Source organism: Flavobacterium artemisiae, from assembly GCF_042678225.1.
Taxonomy (GTDB): Bacteria; Bacteroidota; Bacteroidia; order Flavobacteriales; family Flavobacteriaceae; genus Flavobacterium; species Flavobacterium artemisiae.
This window is the reverse complement of record NZ_JBHUDZ010000007.1, coordinates 642,481-665,487: the sequence shown is the minus strand read 5'-3', so window position 1 is coordinate 665,487 and position 23,007 is coordinate 642,481. Positions and strand designations below refer to the sequence as shown.

Here is a 23,007-nt window from a genome sequence, read left to right as displayed (position 1 = left end):
AACTTACACCACTACCTAACCAATATTTTTAAGATGAGTAATACGAAAAATTTTTATAGAGAAATTGCGCCGCTTTCGGCGGGAGACAGTTTTTTGGTTTTTGATCGTGTCAAAGATAGTTTTGATTTTCCTGTTCATTACCATCCTGAATTTGAAATCAATTTTATTCTAAACGGAAAAGGAGTAAAGCGAGTTGTAGGTGATAATATTGAAGAAATCGATAATGTCGAATTGGTTTTGATCGGTCCAAATTTATATCACGGCTGGGAACTGAATAAATGTACGAGTAAAAAAATACACGAGATTACAATTCAATTTCATAATGATTTATTTCATGAATCTTTGCTTTCGAGACGTATTATGAATCCGATTCGAGATATGTTTAACCGCTCAATTCACGGAATTCTTTTTTCTAAAAAAACGGCGGAAGAATTAACGCCAAGGCTTGTCAGGCTGTCTAAACTTGATGGTATGGACTATTTTTTAGAAATTACTTCTTTATTATATGATCTTGCCAATTCCAGAAATCAGCGATTGCTTTCTACTTATACGGTAGATTATGACACGTTTGATGATTATGATAAAATGAAATTGGTTTACGAATATGTGCAGAAAAATTTTGCTGACAAAATAACTTTAGAAGATGCAGCAAATGTAGCCAGCATGTCGATCATTTCTTTTAATCGATTTATAAAAAAACGCACTGGAAAAACCTTTGTCAATTATATAAATGACATCCGAATTGGTTACGCAGCGCGATGGCTTGTAGAAAAAGACATGAGTGTTTCTGAGGTCGCATTTAAATCTGGCTTTAATAATATTGCGAACTTCAACCGCAGTTTTAAGTCGACGAAAAATTGTACTCCTAGTCAATATCGTGAAGAATTTTCAGGTCTGAAAAGAATTCTTTAGTGATACTTTTTTTTCATGCATGTATATTATTTTTAACGAAAACGTTTGATTTTTACGATTTCGTTAACTTTTTTTTATAAGTTAAGGCAGATTTAGCTTGTGTTTTGCGGATAATGTAATTTTTAATGGGTTTTATTTTGATATATGTTTTTTTAAACGCGTATAGTAAAAATATTATCATTAAATGATATAATATTATCGATTTGATATTTTCTTCTGTTATAGATTTGTTAAATAATTTAAGAGAATAATTAACCACTTACTTATGCCTTAAATTCTAAGGATTACAATTAAACTAACCAAACACTTATTATGAAAAAACTAATGACTAACTTCATTCATTGGAAAGCTAACCACAGAGCCGTTCCTTTGATCTTATTTTTGTTACTGACCAGTAATTTTATTACAGCGCAGGTAAAGGTTTCGGGAACTGTTTCGGATGAAAAAGGATTGTCGATTCCGGGAGCGAATATCTCAGTTGTCGGTACAAAAATTACTTCTTCAACAGATTTTGATGGGAAATTCTCGATTGATGTCCCTGCAAATGCAACTTTATCGTTCTCTTTTATTGGTTTTACTACCCAAAAAATAGCCGTGGGTACTAAAACAACTATTAATGTAATTCTGAAATCAAATACAGAAGACCTAAAAGATGTTGTGGTAATTGGGTACGGAACTCAAAAGAGAAAAGACGTTAACAGCGCAATTTCAAGTATTAGTTCTAAAGATATTGAAAATTTAAAAGTTGCCTCATTCGATCAAATGATGCAGGGTAAAGCGGCGGGGGTAGTCGTAAATAGTAACTCCGGAGAACCAGGAAGTAACGTTTCGGTTAGAATCCGCGGGGTTTCTTCTTTAACAGGGACAAACGAACCTTTGTATGTAATTGATGGTGTGCCAATTTCGGGAGATGCAAGAAACTCTTCTACATCTGGAAGAAATGCGCAGGGAAATTCTAACTTTTCTAATAATGGTAATATTACTCAGAGTCCACTGGCTTTGATTAATCCGAATGATATTGAATCTATTGATATTTTAAAAGATGCTTCGGCAACGGCAATTTATGGTTCTCGCGGTGCAAATGGAGTTATCATTGTAACTACAAAATCGGGTAAAAAAGGAACAGGTAAATTGTCATTTGAGAGTTCTTATTCAATAAGTAACCTTCCGAAAAAATTGCATTCTATGAATTTGCAGGAATATGCAATACATCAAAATGCGTTAGCAGATGTTTATGATCCGTTATCAAAACGACCAGAATTTGCTCATCCAGAAGTTTTAGGAAAAGGTACAGATTGGCAGGATGCTATTTACGAAACAGGTTTAATGTCATCTAATCAATTGTCATTTTCAGGAGGTAAAGAAGGAATTAATTATTATATCTCTGGAGGAGTTTTAAACCAAGAAGGTATTGTAATCGAATCTGGATTCAAAAGATATAACTTCAGATCTAATATTGATGCAAAAGTAAACAGCTTTATCAAAGTTGGTGTTAACGTAAGCGGTGCTATTACAGATGAAAAATTGACATTGAACGGACAATTTAATGGTGTTGTTGCAACTTCTTTATTAGCAACTCCAGATGTTGCCGTAAGAGAATTGTCGGGTGCGTTTTCTGGACCGCCTTCAGGAGGAAATACTTCATTTGTAAATCCGGTAGCAACTTCATTGTTAGGTTCAAATACTTTAGTTAGAAAAAACTATTCGGGTAATTTTTATACTCAGGTAGATATTTTAAAAGGTTTGGAATATCGTTTTGAAGCAGGTGGATATATTTACGATAATTTAGGACAGCGATTTGATCCGATGTATTCTTTGGGTAATGCAGTAAAAAGTTATGCCAACTTATATTATAATCCGTCAAGCGGAAATTCTTGGAACTTAAAAAACATGCTTACTTATAGAAATACTTTTGGTAAACATAATTTTACGCTTTTGGCGGTACAAGAATCTAATAGAGCACACTGGGAAGGCTATTCTATAATGGCCAGTGGGTATACCGATAATAACAACAAAACACTTGCTGCATCTGATTTGCCAAAAGCAGTTACAAGCGGCGTATATTCTGGAACACAGACTTTGGCTTCTTATTTAGGAAGGGTTGTGTATGATTATGCAGATAAATACGGAGTTGCTGCATCGATAAGAACAGATGGTTCTTCAAAATTTTACACAGGAAATAAATGGGGTGTTTTTAGTTCTGTAAGCGGTTCTTGGAAACTTTCTAATGAAGCTTTTATGGAAGGAACTAAAAAATATGTTGACGGTATTAAAATAAGAGCAGGCTGGGGGCAGACGGGTAATAATCAAATTGGTAATAACTTGTACGAGTCTAATCTTCATGTGGTTAACAGCTCGATGGGAACTTCTTATTTACCATCAAATACAGCGAATCAAAAATTGAAATGGGAAACTCAGGATCAGACGAACTTAGGTTTAGATTTTAATATGTTTAAAGCTAAACTTACAGCTTCGGTAGATTTGTATCAAAAAGTATCAAAAAATTTCTTGTACCAAGTACCATTGCCAAACTTTCTTTCTGGAGGTGGTGATTATGAGGGGGGTGTAAATCCACCGTACTTTAACCTTGGAAGCATGAAAAATAAAGGTATTGAGATTACGGTAGGTTATACAGAGAAATTCTCAGAAAATTTTACATGGAATGGAAGTCTGAATTTTACTAAATATGAAAATGAGGTTAGTAATATGGCAGGATTAAATATCGTAAAAACAATGGGAACTCTTGCTTACAATACGGTAACAGTTTCTAGAACGGTAGAAGGTTTGCCAATTGGTTCATTTGTTGGATATGAAGCTTTGGGAATTTACAGAACTGATGAAGATTTGACAACTTACGGCCACACAGACACAAATGGCAGTAGAGTGATTTTGAAAGATGGAACAAACTCATTGAAGCCAGATTTCCAAAAAGGAGATGTTATTTATAAAGATCAAAATAATGATGGGGTTATTGATCAGAAGGATTTGAAGCCAATTGGAAATCCAAATCCAAAATTCACTTACGGATTTACAAACAACTTTAGATACAAAAATGTCGATTTGTCTATCTTTCTTCAAGGGACAGCTGGAAATAAGTTAATGAACTTAACTCGTTTGTCTGGAACATTGAACAGTAACTTGGGAACAAATTATTTGACAGAAGCGTCTGATTTTTATTCCGCTTCAAACACTGACGGAAGCTTGCCAAGACCTTCAACTTATGATCATATTAATAATGCAGTTTCAACTCGCATTATCGAAGACGGTTCTTATTTAAGAATTCAAAACGTGACTTTAGGGTATTCTTTACCATCAGACATTATTTCAAAAATTAAATTATCAAGATTGAGAATTTATGCTTCAGGTCAAAACCTATTTACTTTCACGAAGTATAAAGGTTATGATCCAGAAGTAGGAGCTTACAACCAAGATGCCTTGTTATCTGGTGTAGATAACGGTCGTTACCCGGTTCCGCGACAAATCACTTTTGGTTTTAATGTTGAATTTTAATACGAATTACTATGAAAAATATACTAAATAGAAGCGGTGTTTTTGGTTTGGCAATTTTATTGTTGATCTCATCGTCTTGTTCTCAGGATTTCTTAGATGTTCCTGCGGAAGCTACACCTACAATTGGAAATTATTACGATTCTGATGTTAAGCTTGATAATGCAACAAATGGTTTGTATGGTCTTGTTTGGTTTAATATGAATAAATCTGCTTTTTACGGAATTACAGACGTGATCTCTGGAAATATGTATGCAGATGTTTATAACGACTTTGGAAAATTTACAGATTTAAGTTTTACAAATTCTCAGGCTTTTATTTCAGATGCTTGGAGATCTTGTTTTGGGGCAATTGCAAATTCTAACGCTTACATTAATAGTTTACCGCAAAGTGTTGGTCCAAATGTGAGTAAAGAAGCGTTGAATAATGCACTTGGAGAATCGCATTTTATTAGAGCTTTCTCTTATTTTTTCTTGGTTAGATTATGGGGAAATGTGCCTATTATTGAGGATAATAGTGCTTATTCTTTAAATTTTGTTATTCCAAGTAACCCTACTGAAGATGTTTATAAATTTATTGAAAATGATTTGAAATTTGCGATTGCTAATTTAAGAACTAAAAACAGAGGTTCTGATTATGCTGCAAATGCTCACGTATCTAGTGGATCTGCAAAAGCGCTTTTGGCTAAAGTATATTTATATCAGAAAAAATACGATTTAGCAAGAGCATTGTCTAAAGAAGTTATTGACAGCGGTGAATTTAAATTATTAGGTGGAGATGCATTACCAACAAAATCCTTTGCTGATTTGTGGCTTCAGAAAAATAATAATAACGAAGAATCTATCTTTTCTTGGCAATGGAATGGTGCTGGAACATACTTTGACGGAAATTTTTCGAATACTTTGTTTGCGCCAGAAAACAGATTGGTAGAAACTACTTATTCTGGACAAATTGCACCATCTCAGGATTTGATCAAAAATGTATATGAAATGAATGACAAAAGAAGGATAGAGACTTTTATGCTTCCAGGGGATTATTATCCGAATTTAACCTATGCAGAAACTCTTGAAGTAGATGCGAAAAAGATCTTGGGATATACTTTTAATATACAATACGAAGCACAAAAATCGGGTGCGGGATTGAAAAAATACGTAATCGGAAAAGAGAATTTGCCAATAACAGGACCTTTTAACCCGCCGTTTAATGGAGAAAGCAGTATGAACAGTTATATGATGCGTTATGCAGAATTATTATTAATTCATGCCGAAGCTGTTTTAGCTACGCAGACAGGAAGCACATCAGATCCTGCAGCGCTGGCTTCATTTAATGCCGTAAGAAGAAGAGCAGGAGTTCCAGAAAAAGCTTCAATTTCTTTTGATGATATATTTAAAGAAAGACGTGCAGAACTTGCATGCGAAGGAGATTATTATTTTGATTTAGGACGTTTGCCATTTAGTAAGGCTAAGGCAATATTGGAAGCTCAGAACAGAGGAAACAGAGAGGTTGAAAAACATATTTCAATTTCGGCAACCAATCTTTTATTGCCTTATCCGGCAGATGATTTGGTTAAAAATCCTAGGTTGAGCGATGTTGTGCCGTATACATTTAAATAATTATTAAAGAGAAAGAGATGAAAAATATAAAAATTATTTCGTTAACAGCATGTATGACATGGGTATTATCTTTACTACTTTTTGCTTCATGTTCAAATGATGATAATGCTTCTGGTTCTACCGGAGGCGCACCAGTTATTGAGTCTGTATCGCCAACTGGTTATGAGACAAATGGGACTATAAAACCATTTGATCCAGTTACTGTTGGATATCCAAAAAACTATTATGTAATTCATGGTAAAGGATTTTTGACAGCGACAAAAGTTACTTTTAATGATTTCAGCAGTTATTTCAGACCAACTTTTGTAACGGATACAGATATCGTTATTCAAATAGATGAAAATACACCTTACGCGAATTCTTCTAATCAATTAAGAGTAGAAACACAAAAAGGTACTGCTGTATTCGATTTTGTAATTGCGCCTCCTGTGCCGACAATTGCAGGATTTTATCCAATAAATGCTACTGAAGGTCAAGAAGTAACTATCGTGGGTAAATATTTCTTAAACCCAATTGTTACACTTGCCAAAACGAAATCAAAAGAAGCTGTTCCGGTAACCGTAGTTTCGTCTACATTAGAAAAAATAGTAGTAAAACTACCGGCAGGAGCAGATACAAGATATCTTGCGGTAGCTAATATGTCTGGAGAAACAAACGCTTCTTACGCAGTGGGAACAGCAATATTTGATGACATATCCTATTACGGATTAGATTTTCCTTCTTGGAATAACTATACTTACGTATCAGACGGAACTGCAGAACAAGGTTTAACTTATATTTCCAAAAAAATGGATGCTTGGGGTAATATTCAAGGAAACTGGGGCTGGTACGATCAGCTTACGCCATATTCTGGATTACGTGTAGCGATAAAAGCAAAAGTTCCAGGAAAACTTGGATTTGTGTTTAATGGAAATTGGGATAATAATCCTCCTATTTTGGATGTAACAACAGAATGGAAAACATTCTATCTTCCGTGGTCAGTGTTAACCAATACAGATCGCGTTCAGAATATCACATTCCAAAACAGAACAACAACAGATAAAGGAGACGGTATCGAAAATACATTCTACTTTGATAATATCGGTTTTACGGTTAAAGCGGAGTAAATAAGTTTTTAATGTTAGTATTTGTAAAAACTCCATTTCGACTTATCGAAATGGAGTTTTTTTATTAAAGAAAATTCTTTTTAAAATGATTATATAGTATTGTTTTTTAATGAAATAGTATTGAATTGATATAAAATCGATATCTAAATTTACAGAAGTCAATTATTTTAACACTAAAAAAATCTAATTATGAAAAACAATTACTTTTTAAATGTTAGTTCCTTAAAAAGAAAAATTCTTCTAACCAGTGTTTTTTTCTTTTTAATGATTTTTGGAATACAAGCGCAATATATCAGCGGTTTGAATCCGTATTGTATTTCCAGCAATCCATCGTATACTATTGTAAATGCGTCTGCAGTAACTTATGATACTATAGTTTGGTCTTCTAACGATTCTGGAATCACATTTTCAGGAAATCCCTTCGATGCTACCAGCAGAGTTGTAATCAAATCTGGGAATATAATTAACAGCCCGACTTCAATTAAAGCGACATTTTATCTAGCAGGAAATATTGTCTATACAACACCTGATTTTAACTTTGTGACAGCGACGCCGCCAACTCCACCAAGTTATTTAGTAACAAAAACAACTGATTATTGCACGCCGCAATATCATATCATTAATCTTACGGTAACAACAAATCCAAATCCGAGTCCAAATACCAGCTATACCATTGCGCCTCGTGTGCCAGATGCTTCTATAATTATTACAGAAACCTCTAAAAACGTATTCGAATTAAAATTGCCTTTAAACGGTCAGCCGTATTTTTTATATGACTTAACTTCTAGAACTTCTTCTGCAGGCTGTTTGTCTAATTCGGTTACAGTAACATCATATAGTAATTCGGTATCTTTAAATTTAACAAACTGTGCAAACAACGGCACTCCGTCAGTAAATTATGAAATCAGCGTTGCGCCAAATCCTTACAGTAACGGATATATTACAATAGTGGCTCCGCAAGTTACGCAGGCATCGCCGGGAACGTGCAGAGTATATAATAATTCAGGAGTTTTGGTTGCTACTTTTTCATTGACAAATTCGAGTGCGGCATTTGCACTTAAATCGAGTGTAGGAGCAGCACTGACAGCTGGAATGTACGTTGTTCAGGTAACTTATTCAAATGGAGTTGTAAAAACAAAAAATCTGGTTGTAATTTAATACAGATACTTCATAAAACAAACAACTCCATTTCGAGATGATCGTTATGGAGTTTTTTACATAACGAAATGATTAGATTTTATAATAAATTCATAGTAAATAATTGAGACGATAACAGATTAAATAAATAGTACAAAATATAATAAAATGAAAAATGCATTACTAGTATTGATTGCCTTGAGTATAACAAGTTTTGGTTTCGGCCAAGGAAATACTCATAAACAGGAAGGCGGAAAATTTGAAGGTTTAGCAATGACACCGCCAATGGGGTGGAATTCTTGGAATACTTTCGCAACCAATATCGACGAAAAATTGGTTAAAGAAACTGCCGACATCATGGTTTCGTCAGGTTTAGCGGCGGCCGGTTATAATTATATTGTATTAGATGATGGATGGATGACGCATGAACGCGATGCAAATGGAGATTTGGTTCCAGATCCGCAAAAATTTCCAAGCGGAATGAAAGCGCTGATAGAGTATGTACATAGTAAAGGTCTTAAATTCGGACTATATAATTGTGCGGGAACAAAAACTTGTGCGGGTTATCCAGGAACAAGAGGTTATGAATATCAAGACGCTCGTTTTTACGCCCGACTCGGAATTGATTTTTTAAAATACGATTGGTGTAATACAGAAGGAATTACGGCAAAAGAAGCATACAAAACAATGAGCAATGCGCTTAAAACTGCCGGAAGACCAATTGTTTTTAGTCTTTGCGAATGGGGTGATAACCAGCCTTGGGAATGGGGAAAGCCAATCGGGAATCTTTGGAGAATTTCTGGAGATATTTATCCGTGTTTTGACTGCGAATTTAAACACCCAGAAAACTGGTCATCTTGGGGATTCATGAAAATCATAGACATGAGAAAAAATATCCGTAAATATTCTGGTCCCGATCATTGGAATGATTTTGATATGATGGAAGTTGGAAACGAAATGAACGATACCGAAGATAAATCTCATTTTGCGATGTGGTGTATGGTAGCTTCTCCATTATTTACTGGAAATGATTATAGAAAAATGTCTAAAGAAACATTGGCTATTTTAACTAACAAAGAGTTGTTGGCCATCAATCAAGATAAATTAGGAATTCAAGGTTTTAAGTATAAAGTTATTGATGGTGTTGAGGTTTGGGTAAAGCCTTTGTCAGATGGGGCTTGGGCGGTGTCTTTTTTAAATAGAACAGACAGCCTGAAAAAAATAAATTTTGATTGGAAAAAGAATAACTTTAAGGATTCAGATTTTGGTTTCGAAACAGATTTTTCTAAAACGACTTTTAAATTAAAAGACCTATGGAAAAATAAAGAAGCTGGATCCACAAAAAAGATATTTATTTCAGAAATAGCATCTCATGATGTAATTACGCTTAAACTAACTCCTTAATATATAGGTATGAAATTGAAATTTTCTCTTTTGGTTTTTTGTTTCCTGTCTTTGTCTTTTAATCTAAACGCGCAATTTGTAAAAACGCACGGACAATTGAGTGTGCAAGGAATACAGCTTGTAGACAAAAATAATAATCCAATAGTACTTCGTGGTTTGAGTTTTGGCTGGCATAGTATGTGGCCAAGATTTTATAATGAAAAAGCAGTCAGCTGGCTTAAAAAAGATTTTAGCTGTAATGTAGTTCGTGCTGCCATGGGAATTGAGCTTGGCGAATTTTCATATCAAAAGAATCCGCAGTTTTCTAAAGAGAAAATAGAAGCTGTAATCGAAGGTGCAATAAAATCAGATATTTATGTAATTATAGATTGGCACAGTCACAATGTCAATTTAAAAGAAGCAAAAGCCTTTTTTGCTGAAATATCAAAAAAGTACGGAAAGTATCCTAACATTATATATGAAGTATTTAATGAGCCAGATTATGAAACCTGGTGGGAAGTTAAAAGTTATGCAGAAGAAGTTATTCAAGAAATTCGCCAAAATGATCCTAATAATATAATATTGGTCGGATGTCCGCATTGGGATCAGGATATAGATCTGCCGGCTTCCGATCCGATAATGGATTATAATAATATAATGTATACCATGCATTTTTACGCCGCAACGCATGGTAAAGAACTTCGCGATCGTACAGACAACGCAATCAAAAGCGGTCTGCCAGTTTTTATTTCTGAATCGGCAGGAATGGAGGCGTCTGGAGACGGACCTTTAAATATTAAAGCCTGGGAAGAATATATCGAATGGATGGAAGCTCGTAAATTGAGCTGGATTACATGGTCTGTGTCTGATAAAGACGAAACGTGTTCTATTTTAAAAAAATCAGCCAAATCGGAAGGAAAGTGGAAAGATGAAGATTTGAAAGAATCAGGATTAAAAATTCGAGAGTATTTGAGAAAGTATAATCGTGAATAAATAGAGAATTCAGAATTAATATTCTAAACCTGTTCAAAATTTGAACAGGTTTTTTTATGTCCTTTTTAATTTTTTTATCCAAAATTAAACCTGAAAGTATTTATAAATGAACAAACTTCTCATGTGTATTTTTGTAAGAATTATTGGCATTGTAAAATTTCTATATATTATCCATTTATTCAGGTGTGAAAATTATTCTTTTTCTATTTATTTTTATATGACCCCTAAAATTTTAGGGGTTGTTTATTTTTTGGTTATTAAAAAAGTAAGTTTTAGTCTATTTTTTATGTGTGTTATTTTTTAAAACCCTATTTATTTGTGTTTATATGAGGTTTTTTAGTTGTTGAATTTTCAAAAATAAATATCGAATAATATCAAATAATGATTATTGGAACATTAATTTTTGTAATCCGTAATTCTTCGTATAAAACGTCAAAAAAGTACTTCTGGATTGTTCTACTGATACAAAAGTTAATAAATTCGCTAATGAAAATGAAGATGTTTAGAGGCGCATAAAAAGGTTTTAGAAATGACTTATACTATTAAATAGATATATAAAAGATTAACTAACCAGAATCAATTAATAACTAAAAACCAATTTAAAACCATGAAAAAAGTATTTCACATTTTAGCCGCAATGTTAACAAGTTCGTTTGCTTTTGCTCAAGAGGAAGAAACCTCGGCTCCGCCGGCAACCACTTGGGGAGGATCTGCAGATGCGTACTATAAATATGATTTTTCTAAACAAATGAATGGATTGACGAGCTTTACCAACTCACAAGATTCATTCGAGCTAGGGATGGCCTCTATAGAAGCGGGGCACACTTTTGGAAAAGCTTCTGTTTTTGTAGACTTAGGTTTCGGAAAAAGAGCAGGAGAGTTTTCATATAATGAAACAACTGATAAAGATATTAATGCAAAATTTTTAATTAAACAATTGTTCTTTACTTATAATTTAACTGAGAAATTTAAAGTGGTAGTGGGTAGTTTTGGAACTCACATCGGATATGAAGTATTAGATGCCGTAGATAATAAAAACTACAGTATGTCTTATGCTTTCTCATACGGACCTTTCTTTAATACTGGGGTGAAAGCACAGTATACATCAGGTAAATTTACGGCTATGGTTGGAGTTACAAACCCAACCGATTTTAAATCAGCGATGGATGCAGGTTCGTCTCAAAAGACTTATATCGGACAAGTGGGCTATATTGGAGAAACAGGAAGTGCTTACTTGAATTTTACTTCAGGAAGCAGCAACCCTGCATCTGACGAAAATAAAACGCAAATTGATTTCGTGGCTTCAAAAACAATAACAGATGCTTTTGCTTTAGGATTTAATGCAACGTATGCTAAAACTAAAAATGATTTTGACAGCTCTTTAGATGGAGATTGGTTTTCATTAGTAGGATACGCTAATTACTCATTCAGTCCATCATTGCTTTTGGCTTATAGATTGGAATATTTTGATGCTAAAGATGCGGCATTAAGTTTGGGAACATTGGCAGGATCAAATGTATTTGCAAACACTGTTTCTTTAAATTACAAAGTGGGAAAACTAACAATAATTCCGGAGTTAAGATATGATGCTGCATCAAATGATATTTTCTTAGATAAAGATGCTGCGCCAACAGGAGGAAGCTTCTTCGGATTAATTGCTACAACATACTCTTTCTAGAGATAAAGATTGATATTTTTTTTTTTTTTTGGAGCTGTCGAAACATATTAATGTTTTGGCAGCTTTTTTATTTTTTTAGGTTAATGGTTGTTGAGAGTTATAAGTTATAAGCTATGAGTGTGAGTGTGAGGGGTAGTCTTTGTTGTAAAGAATAGAAGCTATGTAGTATTTATTTGAGAGTTTATAAAGTGGATGAATTATTGATGTTCAATGTTTTATAATGTCTAGATTGTAGTTTGAATAAGAATAAAAACACAAAGTTCGCAAAGCCTTGAAAAAAATGCCTTGCGAACTTTGTGTAAATCTTTGCTTTCTTGCAGATAAACCTTTATTGAACTTGTTTTTTGAAAATAGAATAAATAGTATCTATTGTTTTTCGATCTAAAGTTGATGTTGCATCTGTTTGAATATAATGCAGTTTAAAAGCTTGAATTGCAGCAGTTAAATTTTTGGTATTATAACCTATAATTCGAAGTGCTGGTTCAATTTTAAAATCAAATGGAGCAGGTTCTAAAACTTCGTCTGGCCAGATTCCAAATCCTTTTTCTGCTAATATTTTCCAAGGAAACAAAGCGCTTGGATCTTGTTTTCGTCCAGGAGCAATATCGGCATGTCCTAAAAAGTTCTGTGTCGGAATATTGTAGTCTTTTTTAAGTTTTGTTAAAAGAGCGACTAAACTTCCTATCTGTGCTTCTGTAAAAGGCTTAAAACCATTATTGTCTAATTCAATTCCGATAGAGCAAGAATTTAAATCAGTGGTTTTTCCCCAAGTAGAATTTCCTGCATGCCAAGCTCTCAAATAGTCATTAAGCATCTGAACCACTTTTCCGTTTTCAGAAATTACATAATGAGCACTTACCTGAGTTTTCGTTTTTGTGAAAGTACTAATCGTTTGCTGTAAAGAATCCTGAGCAGTATGATGAATAATCACAAAACTTGGTTTTCTCAGATTAAAATTAACAGTTCCAACCCATTCCGTACTGATTCCATTAATTAAAGAAGTCGAACCGGTTTTAGATAGGGTGTCTTTTATTATTCCAAGCTGTTGTGCATAAGAAGTGTCAATTACAAGAGGATTTACTCCAGGAATCTGCTGTGGATCTTTGCTTGTAATTTGATTTTCTAAAGTTTTAAGCTGTTGATCGTATACTTTTTCAGTCGTTTTATACGGATTTGTAGAACATGAGCATACAATTACGGCCAAGATCAGGTAACAAAAAATCTTTTTTGTCATAATTAAGTATTTAAGATACATTTAAAAACGGTTATTGTTCTGTTTTCGTATCTGTGATTTCTTTTGTTTCCTTCGATTCTTTAGAATCTTTATCCTTGTCTTTGTCTTTTTTCTTTTTAGATTTAGGTTTTTTGATTTCTTTGAAGTTATCCATAAAAGCAGTGTATTTTACCACTTGATCAGGAGTTAGGAAAGCAGTAATTTTTTTATTTGTGCTTTCTCTCAACGCTTTTATCTGTTCAATTTTTTCATCCTGACTGCTGCTTTCATTTTTTAATAAAACACCTTGTTCTCTCATGCTGTCTGCTAATACGTTTGTAATAGCAATTGCTTGAAGTTCATCAAGATTAACTTCAGGTTTCATTTGTTCAACTAATTGTGCTGCCGTTTCTTCCACCGGAACTTCTTTCGGTTTGCTCGTATTTTGTTGAGGTCCCTGCATCATACTTCTGTCCATGCCCATTCCGCCACCTCTTCCGTAACCGCCGCCATAGCCGCCACCGTAACCATTGTTATAGCCGTTTCCATATTGTGCTGATGCTGTATTGAAACAGAAAAAGCCAAAAGCTATGATAAATAAAGTCTGAATTGGTTTCATAAAAGTATTTTTAGCAATAGTTATTGTTCAGTGTAAATTTAAGCAGGTTCTCCGTATAAATCAAATTCTGTTGCTTCAATTATTTTTATATTAACAAAATCTCCAGTTTTTACATAATGTTTAGAAGCGTCAATTAAAACTTCATTATCAACATCCGGGCTGTCAAATTCTGTTCTTCCAACAAAATGAGCACCTTCTTTTCTATCAATAATACATTTAAACGTTTTGCCTACTTTTTCTTGGTTCAAATCCCATGAAATTTGAGATTGTAATTCCATAATTTCATTAGCTCTTGCTTGTTTTACATCATCTGGAACATTGTCTTCAAGAAGATAAGCGTGAGTGTTTTCTTCGTGAGAATAAGCAAAACATCCCATTCTGTCAAATTTCATTTCCTGAACAAAATCTTTTAGGATTTCAAAATCTTCTTGAGTTTCTCCAGGATATCCAACGATTAAAGTAGTTCTAATTGCCATTCCAGGAACAGATGCTCTAAAATCTTTTAATAACTGCGTAGTTTTTGCCTGAGTAGTACCGCGACGCATTGATTTTAAGATTGAATCTGAAATATGCTGTAACGGAATATCAATATAATTGCAAATTTTTGGCTCACGTTTCATGATTTCCAAAACATCCATTGGGAATCCTGTTGGGAACGCATAGTGTAAACGAATCCATTCGATTCCTTCAACTTTTACCAAAGCTTCTAAAAGTTCGCCAAGATTTCTCTTTTTGTATAAATCAAGACCATAATAAGTTAAGTCTTGTGCGATTAAGATTAATTCTTTTACACCGTTTTTAGCTAGACCTTGAGCTTCTTTTACTAATTTTTCAATTGGCTGTGAAACATGTGATCCTCTCATTAACGGAATTGCACAGAAACTGCAAGGACGATCACATCCTTCAGCAATTTTCAAATAAGCATAGTTTTTAGGAGTAGTAGTTAAACGTTCGCCTAACAATTCATGTTTATAATCCGCACCTAATGCTTTTAATAATTGAGGTAATTCAGTAGTTCCGAAATATTGATCTACATTCGGAATTTCTTTTTCTAAATCAGGTCTGTAGCGCTCAGACAAACATCCTGTTACAAAAACTTTATCTACTAAACCTTTATCTTTTTTGTCAGCGTATTCCAGAATCATGTTAACAGATTCAGCTTTGGCATTATCGATAAAACCACAAGTGTTAATTACAATAATGTTTCCTTCTTTTTCAGCCGGAGCTTCGTGTTCAACCTCTTTTCCGTTAGCGCGAAGCTGTCCCATAAGCACTTCACTGTCATAAACATTTTTTGAACACCCAAGAGTGATTACGTTGATTTTATTCTTTTTTAAAGACTTGGTTCTCATACTTTTATAAATTGGAGTGCAAAATTACACTTTTTTTATTCAAACAGCACTAGTTTTAATTGGTTTTAGCTGTTTTTTATGAAGCTAATCCCTGTATTTACTTGTGTTTACTGTTTTAAAAAGATTTTATTTTTATTGGCATAAAAAAATCCGTCAAGAAAAACCTGACGGAAATTTAGATTTATAGCTATTAAATTCTAATTACAATTCAAATAATAAGGTTAAAGAAACATTATTTAGTTTTGAAGTAATGTTTGCTCCATCTGTAAAGCCTTTGTTGAAAAAGCCTTGGTTTGATTTTCTTTCTAAATAAGAATACGCTAAGTCTAGTTTTGTGCCTCCAAAATTATAACCCAAACCGCCAGAAAAACTGTTTGTGTCTCCAATTGTAGTTTTGTCTTTGTATGGACTTCCTTCGTATCGGTAACCGCCTCTTAAACTTAATCTGTTTATTTTGTATTCAGCACCAACTCTCAATTCTCCATTATTAGTTAATTGATTGCTGATATCTCGATTGCGATCTATGAAATCTGGATCATCAGTCGGTTTAAATTTGCTATTTGCGTAATCTTTTATAGCATAATCAACACTGATTAAACCATTTTTTCCGAAAACATAAGCGGCGCTAAAAGTTACCTTTCCAGGAGTTTGTAAAGTGTATCTTTCGTAAACGTTAACAATATTTGGGTTTACAGAATTATTAAATGTTCCTCCCGTATTTTGTGTCGTAGTGTATAAACTTTGAGAAAGTTCATCGTATAATTCGTACCAAGTATTTGATTCGTATGCTAATCCAAGTCTGAAAGCTTCTGTAACTTTACCTATTGCACCCAATTGGAAAGAGAAACCGTTTCCGTAAGTATATAGGTCATTATTGAAAGTTAATGAAGAAATGGTTGCATCTGATGTAAGAGGTTCATTATTGAATTCGTAAAAACTGCTTGTTCTTCTATAATCTGTAATGTGTACATTTAAATTTGCTCCAAAGTAGAGACGATCATTGTAAGATGTTGCAATGTTAAAACTTAATTTGCTGTTGTAGCCTCTTTCGCTAATATTGTTTTCTTGATAATATCCATTTCCTGAAGTTAAAGCAGGTACATTAGGTGTATATGTGGTATTGTTGTTAGCAGTCGTTGCAGGATTGATAACGTAGCCGTTATATCCAAAATAAGCTTGCTGTTCGTTGTAAAATTGATCTCTGTAATCAATGTTTCTTATGTCGCCTAAGGGTATGCCGTTATTCCTTCCAGGGTCACCATTTGCATACGCTAGAAAGTAATTTGCTACAGAATTGTATGGGTTAGATCCCATTGAGAAAGTATTACTGTTGAAGTTATTGGTATTTTCATAGCTTGCTCCAATTGTAATTTTGTTCCATCCTTTGTTTGAGTTCCTGTCTTTAAAAACAAAAACACCTCCTGCTTGATTTAGTGTGAAAGAATTCTGTTTGTTTGTGGTTGTATTGCCTCCAAAATATTGAGAATCATTAACAAGGTTTTGATTGCTTAATGTTATGCCGACTTGATTATTGTTAAAAATGGCAGAACCTGCAGGATTGACTGTTATAGCTGACAAATCGCCTCCAACGGCACCAAAAGCACCACTCATAGCTCTAAATCTGGCAGTTCCGGTTATGTTGTCTTGTGCATAACGAACTGCATCGGGAACTTGTTGAGAATGTGAGACGCTGAAAGTTAGTCCTGCCGCTAGTAGGAAAAGTATTTTTTTCATTAGGATAAATTTTTAGGTGAATTTTTGATTGAAGAAGGAGGGAAGATTATCTTCTTCCTCCTCCACCAGATCTCATTCCGCCGCCACCGCCACCGCCGCCTGACGATCTCATGCTTCCACCGCTGCTATTAGTTGAGCGAGATGGGCTAGGAGAGTAGCTTCTTGATGGACTACTGTTGCTGTTATTGTTGTAATTATAGCTTCTGTTAGTTGTAGTTGCGCTATTGTTATTGTTGTAATTGTTATAAGATCTTCTGTTGCTGTAATTGCCATTATTGGCAGAATTAGCATTGTTATAGCTTCTGTTTGTAAAAGTTGGACTAGTTCTGTTTACGTTAGAACTTCTTCTGTAGTCAGTATAGCTGTTAGATCTATTGGTTGTATAGTTTCTGTTTGTTGTGAAACTGCTTCTGTTTGTTGTGTAGTTTCGGTTGCTTGTATAACCTCTGCTAGTTGTGTAACCTCTGTTAGAAGTGTAGTTTCGGTTGTAGTTATTATAGCCTCTGTTTCCATAATAAGCAGATCCTCCTCTTCTTCCGTAAGCGTAATTATAGTTGTTATAAGCGTAGCCGCCTCCCCAATAACCTGGGTAATATCCCCAAGATGGTCCCCAGTAACCTGGATAGCCCCAGCCACCCCATGCTCCCCAGCCGCCTAGGTATCCATATCCGTAACCCCATGAACCATAACCCCATCCGTAGTAAGGAGATCCGAATCCAAATCCATATGACCACATCGGGTCAGAATAAACATTTACAGATACTTCAGAGTTGCTGCTTCCCCAAGCAGGATATCCGACAGAAGCAGTTTGCGTGCTGTCACCTTCTTGGTAATTAGTGTAATTGTCTACATCTGTAAAGATTTCAGTCGGCTGATTGTCATCTTGTAAAGATCTAAAATAATCTTTGTATTGATTATTGGCTGCAGAATTGTTCTGCGCATAAGTGTTTCGGGAGTTACCATAAACGCCGTCGTTGTCACTGTACGAGCTGTTTTGGTAAGAACCACACGACGCTAGTAGAAAACTCAATAATCCTACTATGTAAAAATGAGTTGAGTTTTGGCGAAGAGAAATGGAAGTTTTCATATCTGTGGTGTTTTTTATTGTTGCACATTACAAAAATAGTTAGTTTTGTCAAACTATTTAGTTAAAAATATTTAAAACAAAATTTGTGCCAAACTATATAATATGAGTAAGAACCTTACTACGAGATCAGAAGATTATTCTAAATGGTATAATGAACTGGTTGTCAAAGCAGATTTAGCCGAAAATTCAGGAGTTAGAGGATGTATGGTAATCAAACCATACGGGTATGCAATATGGGAAAAAATGCAGGCTGAGTTAGATCGAATGTTTAAAGAGACAGGACACCAAAATGCTTATTTTCCTTTGTTCGTGCCTAAGAGTATGTTTGAAGCTGAAGAGAAAAATGCTGAAGGATTTGCAAAAGAATGTGCTGTTGTAACACATTATAGATTAAAGAATGATGAGGATAGACCTGGGAAATTAATGGTTGATCCAAATGCTAAATTGGAGGAAGAGCTTATTGTACGTCCGACCAGTGAGGCAATTATTTGGTCTACATATAAAGGCTGGGTGCAATCTTATAGAGATTTACCTTTGCTTATTAATCAATGGGCAAACGTAGTTAGATGGGAAATGCGTACGCGTTTATTTTTAAGGACTGCAGAATTTTTATGGCAGGAAGGGCATACAGCTCATGCTACAAAAGCAGAAGCGTTGGAAGAATCAGAAAAAATGATGAATGTTTACGCGGATTTTGCTCAAAACTTTATGGCGATACCTGTTGTCAGAGGTTTTAAAACAGAGTCAGAGCGTTTTGCTGGTGCTGATGAGACGTATTGTATTGAGGCATTGATGCAGGATGGAAAAGCGCTTCAGGCAGGAACCTCGCACTTTTTAGGTCAAAACTTTGCAAAAGCTTTTGATGTGAAGTTTGCGAATGCCGAAGGAAAACAAGAACATGTTTGGGGAACTTCATGGGGAGTTTCTACTCGTTTAATGGGAGCGTTGATTATGACGCATTCTGATGATCAAGGATTGGTACTTCCTCCAAATTTGGCTCCAATACAAGTCGTTATTGTTCCTATATATAAAACAGATGAACAATTGGCTCAAATTACAGAAGCCGTTAATGAATTAACGGCGAAATTGAGAAAATTAAAAATCACTGTTAAGTTTGATGATAGAACGACGCAAAAACCAGGATTTAAATTTGCAGAATGGGAATTAAAAGGAGTTCCGGTTCGAATTGCAGTTGGTCCAAAAGATCTTGAAAATGGAACTTTTGAAGTTGCAAGAAGAGATACTTTGACAAAAGAAGTGGTTGCTGCAGACGGAATTGTGAATTATGTAAATGATCTTTTAGAGCAGATTCAAAATGATTTATTTGGTAAAGCTTTAAATTATCGTGATACACACATTACGCAAGTAAATAATTTTGAAGAATTTAAAGAGGTTTTAGAAGGTAAAGGCGGTTTTATTTCTGCACATTGGGATGGTACTGCTGCAACTGAAGAAAAAATAAAAGATTTGACAAAAGCGACTATTCGTTGTATTCCTTTGGATGCTGTTGAAGAGATGGGAACCTGTGTATTTACTGGTAATCCGTCTACTAAAAGAGTGCTGTTTGCGAAGGCTTATTAAAAAAATATATTTTTTTTCGCATCAACTATTGTGCAACTAAAAAATAGATGTATCTTTGCATCCGCATTAGAGAAGCACGGTCCGTTCGTCTATCGGTTAGGACGCCAGGTTTTCATCCTGGTAAGGGGGGTTCGATTCCCCCACGGACTACAAGTTATATTACATATTGAAAATTTCCAACTTAGGAGAATCAGGTCCGTTCGTCTAGGGGTTAGGACGCCAGGTTTTCATCCTGGTAACAGGGGTTCGATTCCCCTACGGACTACAATAAATTAGTTGTAAATAAGTTTTGTAAAATAAAAATTGGTGTCTCGGTTTTTATTTTATTAGTTAAAACCAAAGTGATTGTTTTTTATAATTGTGGGAGGTTTTTCTTTTTTAACTAGTATTTATAATAATTATTACATCTAAAATTAAAAGAAATGGCAAATCATAAGTCAGCATTAAAAAGAATCAGAAGTAACGAAAAAAGAAGAGTTCTTAATAGATATCAGCATAAAACTACTCGTAATGCTATCAAAGCGTTAAGATTAGCTACTGATAAATCTGATGCAGCTGCGAAATTATCAACTGTTATCTCTATGATTGATAAATTAGCTAAAAAGAACATCATTCATGATAATAAAGCTTCTAACTTGAAGTCTAAATTAACTAAACACGTTGCTAAATTGTAATTAAATTACATTTACTAAACATATAAAAAGTCCTCTTTTAGAGGACTTTTTTTGTTTAAAATTTATATTAGAATAAAAAAAAATAAAATCCAAATTCCAATTTATGCTTTAATATTGGAATTTGGATTTTTATCTTTTTGATATTTTTGTTTTTATAATAATCCCATTTTCTTTTTTAGATATTCAAGCATGGGTTGTGTGATAGGTTTTGAAAGGAAATCTATAATGATTGGATATTTTTTTGCTTTTAGTAAATCTTCTGGATCAATAGTTGAAGATAATACAATAACACTCGCAGTATTGAATTCTGCGTAATCAGGAGAAGTAAAATGGTCTAAAAATTCCCAGCCTCCCATGATAGGCATGTTTAAATCTAAAAAGATTAATTCGGGTTTTTTATTGACATTGTTTTTATTATTGGTGTATTTTAAATTATTAAAATGGTGTAAAGCTTCTTCTCCGTTTTGAGCTGTAATAATTTCGTGTGAGAATGAAGATTTCGAAATTACTTTTTTGCATAACATTAATGTGATTGGGTCGTCATCAATGCATAAAATCTGCTCAAGCATAATAATTAATTTTTAAATGTTATTGTAAATGTAGTGCCTTTATTGACTTCGCTGTCAATACTGATTGTACCTCCCATAGTTTCTACCTGCGACTTTACAAGATATAAACCTAAACCTTTGCTGTCAGGATAGTTGTGAAATCTTTGATAAAGTCCAAAAACTTTATCGCGATTGCGTTCAAGATCAATTCCGATTCCGTTGTCTTTAAAAGTTAGTATCGTTTTATTGTCTATTTGTTCGGCGATAATAGAGATTTTTAACTTTCTATTTTCTGATTTATATTTGATTGAGTTGGTCAGCAAGTTAAGTAAAATACTTTCAAGATAAGCTTTGTTGGTAATTAATAATGGAACCTTTTCAAATTTTAATTTAATAATAGGTTTGTGCATTTCAATCTGAAAAGAAAGCTGGCTGAATACATTTTCGAATACTTCTTTTAAAGATGTTTCTTCTTTTTGCATAGAAGGATTGTCTTTAATGATAATAACTTTTACCAGATCATTGATTGTTTCGTTTAATAAATGAGTCGATTTGGTAAAGCCGGAAAGAATTTCTTCTAATTCTTCATTTTCAATAGGAATATCTTCAATTAAATTTAAAAGACCAATTAAGTTGGATAATGGCGCACGAAGATTGTGTGAAGTTATATAAGAGAATTGTTTTAAGTCTTTATTGTTTTGAGTTAATTCTCTAATTAAGTGTTCTTTTTCTGTCTCTAATTTTTTCTCGTCGGTTATATCTCTTTGAATTGAAATCCAGTGAGAGATAATGCCTTCGTTGTTAAAAATCGGAATCATAGAAAAACGCACCCAATATTCTTCTTTGGTTTTAGTATAAGTTATGGTTTCGATTAAGCATTCTTCTTCATTTTTTATCGCACGCAATAGTTTTTTTAATTCTTCAGAATCAGATTTTGGTCCTTTAAAAATATTAGGAGATTTACCTATGATTTCTGTTGATAAATAACCAGACATAAGAGAAAAGGCTGGATTAACATACACGATTTTTGGTATTTTGCCTTCAGATGAATTAGCCTCTGTAATTAAAATAGAATCTTTAGATTGTGTAATTACGGTTTCTAAAAGTTTTAAACGCTGTTCTTCTTCTTTTTGTTTGGTAATATCTTGGATTGCTCCAATCATTCTGATCGCTTTGCCGTTTTCATCTTTCAATAAAAAACCTCTGTCTAATACGTATTTGTAGGTTCCGTCAGCGCATCTAAAGCGATATTGATCCTGCCATTTTTCAGTTTTTTGTTCTATAAAAGAATAAAGTTTGATAGACATTCGGATACTGTCTTCGGGGTGTATTTTGTCAAACCACCATTTTGAAGTTTTTCCAACTTCAGATGGATTATATCCAAAAACACTTTCGATTCCTTTGTTCCAATTAATGCTGTCTTCTTGAATTTTCCAATCCCAAATTGTGTCACTTGTTGCTTTGGCTACAATATCATATTTTTCGTTAGATTCTTTTATTACCTCATTTGTTTCGTTTAATTTTTCAAAAAAAGTAATGTTGTTCTTTTCGTTTTTTGATGAGATATAATAAAAAAGTACTCCTGTTGCTAGAATACAAAAGATATCTTTTGCAAGGAATATATAGTTGTTTTCTGTATCAGGGTTTAATGAAATAAGCAATTTATAAAAGGTTACCGCCAAAATAAGCGATACCACAATGTAGGTTAGTATAATTTGTAGACTTTTGCTTTTCATTACCCAAATATAGTTAATTTAACTATAAGTAATTGATATGTGAAGTCCAATTTGAAGACTGTTTCCTCGATTTTGTATTAACTAATTGATTGTATATACGCAAACTATACGAGAAACGTTTTTTTTTAGAAAAT

Annotated in this window: 17 protein-coding genes and 2 tRNA genes; 12 read left to right on the top strand and 7 right to left on the bottom strand. The window is 33.8% G+C overall.

The features are described from left to right. Window positions 1-33 precede the first annotated feature (33 nt). The 8 genes from ACFSC2_RS08125 to ACFSC2_RS08090 all read left to right on the top strand — a co-directional run bounded on the left by ACFSC2_RS08125 (window position 34) and on the right by ACFSC2_RS08090 (window position 12,329). Window positions 34-912 carry an AraC family transcriptional regulator gene (locus ACFSC2_RS08125; protein WP_379816898.1) on the top strand — a complete coding sequence of 293 codons (879 nt, stop codon included), beginning with the start codon at window positions 34-36 and terminating at the stop codon, window positions 910-912. Between the two features lie 312 nt (window positions 913-1,224). Continuing rightward, a complete protein-coding gene (locus tag ACFSC2_RS08120) occupies window positions 1,225-4,422 on the top strand; it encodes a SusC/RagA family TonB-linked outer membrane protein (RefSeq protein ID WP_379816897.1) in 3,198 nt (1,065 codons plus the stop codon). Between the two features lie 11 nt (window positions 4,423-4,433). Then, entirely contained in the window at window positions 4,434-6,032 is a 1,599-nt protein-coding gene (locus tag ACFSC2_RS08115; protein ID WP_379816896.1) for a RagB/SusD family nutrient uptake outer membrane protein, read from the top strand. Window positions 6,033-6,049: 17 nt separating this feature from the next. After that, window positions 6,050-7,138, top strand: coding sequence for a hypothetical protein (locus ACFSC2_RS08110; protein WP_379816895.1), 1,089 nt, complete (start codon window positions 6,050-6,052; stop codon window positions 7,136-7,138). 189 nt (window positions 7,139-7,327) lie between these two features. After that, on the top strand, window positions 7,328-8,296 hold the full coding sequence (locus ACFSC2_RS08105; RefSeq protein WP_379816894.1) for a T9SS type A sorting domain-containing protein: 969 nt from the start codon (window positions 7,328-7,330) through the stop codon (window positions 8,294-8,296). A 147-nt stretch (window positions 8,297-8,443) separates the two neighbouring features. Beyond that, entirely contained in the window at window positions 8,444-9,679 is a 1,236-nt protein-coding gene (locus ACFSC2_RS08100) for a glycoside hydrolase family 27 protein (protein ID WP_379816893.1), read from the top strand. A 9-nt stretch (window positions 9,680-9,688) separates the two neighbouring features. Next, window positions 9,689-10,651, top strand: a complete 963-nt coding sequence (locus ACFSC2_RS08095; RefSeq protein ID WP_379816892.1) for a glycoside hydrolase family 5 protein — start codon at window positions 9,689-9,691, stop codon at window positions 10,649-10,651. A 607-nt stretch (window positions 10,652-11,258) separates the two neighbouring features. Beyond that, on the top strand, window positions 11,259-12,329 hold the full coding sequence (locus tag ACFSC2_RS08090; RefSeq protein WP_379816891.1) for an outer membrane beta-barrel protein: 1,071 nt from the start codon (window positions 11,259-11,261) through the stop codon (window positions 12,327-12,329). Window positions 12,330-12,657: 328 nt separating this feature from the next. Here the strand turns inward: ACFSC2_RS08090 and ACFSC2_RS08085 are convergent, their stop codons facing one another. From ACFSC2_RS08085 to ACFSC2_RS08065, 5 genes are all read right to left on the bottom strand, one after another. Next, complete coding sequence (locus ACFSC2_RS08085) at window positions 12,658-13,563, bottom strand: N-acetylmuramoyl-L-alanine amidase (protein WP_379816890.1); 906 nt, start codon at window positions 13,561-13,563, stop codon at window positions 12,658-12,660. A gap of 31 nt (window positions 13,564-13,594) precedes the next feature. Beyond that, the gene (locus ACFSC2_RS08080) at window positions 13,595-14,161 is read right to left on the bottom strand and encodes a hypothetical protein (RefSeq protein WP_379816889.1); all 567 of its coding nucleotides are present in this window, start codon (window positions 14,159-14,161) and stop codon (window positions 13,595-13,597) included. Between the two features lie 38 nt (window positions 14,162-14,199). Beyond that, window positions 14,200-15,513 carry a 30S ribosomal protein S12 methylthiotransferase RimO gene (gene rimO / locus ACFSC2_RS08075; protein ID WP_379816888.1) on the bottom strand — a complete coding sequence of 438 codons (1,314 nt, stop codon included), beginning with the start codon at window positions 15,511-15,513 and terminating at the stop codon, window positions 14,200-14,202. A gap of 201 nt (window positions 15,514-15,714) precedes the next feature. Beyond that, window positions 15,715-17,247, bottom strand: a complete 1,533-nt coding sequence (locus tag ACFSC2_RS08070; protein WP_379816887.1) for an OmpP1/FadL family transporter — start codon at window positions 17,245-17,247, stop codon at window positions 15,715-15,717. Between the two features lie 46 nt (window positions 17,248-17,293). Then, window positions 17,294-18,334: a hypothetical protein gene (locus ACFSC2_RS08065; protein WP_379816886.1), complete on the bottom strand. Its 1,041-nt coding sequence runs from the start codon at window positions 18,332-18,334 to the stop codon at window positions 17,294-17,296. A gap of 102 nt (window positions 18,335-18,436) precedes the next feature. Here ACFSC2_RS08065 and proS point away from each other — a divergent pair, with 102 nt between their 5' ends. The 4 genes from proS to rpsT all read left to right on the top strand — a co-directional run bounded on the left by proS (window position 18,437) and on the right by rpsT (window position 20,589). Continuing rightward, window positions 18,437-19,915 carry a proline--tRNA ligase gene (gene proS / locus ACFSC2_RS08060; RefSeq protein WP_379816885.1) on the top strand — a complete coding sequence of 493 codons (1,479 nt, stop codon included), beginning with the start codon at window positions 18,437-18,439 and terminating at the stop codon, window positions 19,913-19,915. A gap of 78 nt (window positions 19,916-19,993) precedes the next feature. Beyond that, window positions 19,994-20,065 (top strand) — tRNA-Glu (locus ACFSC2_RS08055). Window positions 20,066-20,108: 43 nt separating this feature from the next. Then, window positions 20,109-20,180 (top strand) — tRNA-Glu (locus ACFSC2_RS08050). 157 nt (window positions 20,181-20,337) lie between these two features. Next, window positions 20,338-20,589: a 30S ribosomal protein S20 gene (gene rpsT, locus ACFSC2_RS08045; protein ID WP_012026903.1), complete on the top strand. Its 252-nt coding sequence runs from the start codon at window positions 20,338-20,340 to the stop codon at window positions 20,587-20,589. A gap of 152 nt (window positions 20,590-20,741) precedes the next feature. Here the strand turns inward: rpsT and ACFSC2_RS08040 are convergent, their stop codons facing one another. Together ACFSC2_RS08040 and ACFSC2_RS08035 are read right to left on the bottom strand one after the other, a co-directional pair. Next, window positions 20,742-21,158 carry a response regulator gene (locus ACFSC2_RS08040; RefSeq protein ID WP_379816884.1) on the bottom strand — a complete coding sequence of 139 codons (417 nt, stop codon included), beginning with the start codon at window positions 21,156-21,158 and terminating at the stop codon, window positions 20,742-20,744. A 5-nt stretch (window positions 21,159-21,163) separates the two neighbouring features. Continuing rightward, a complete protein-coding gene (locus ACFSC2_RS08035; RefSeq protein ID WP_379816883.1) occupies window positions 21,164-22,873 on the bottom strand; it encodes a PAS domain-containing sensor histidine kinase in 1,710 nt (569 codons plus the stop codon). Between the last annotated feature and the right edge of the window lie 134 nt (window positions 22,874-23,007).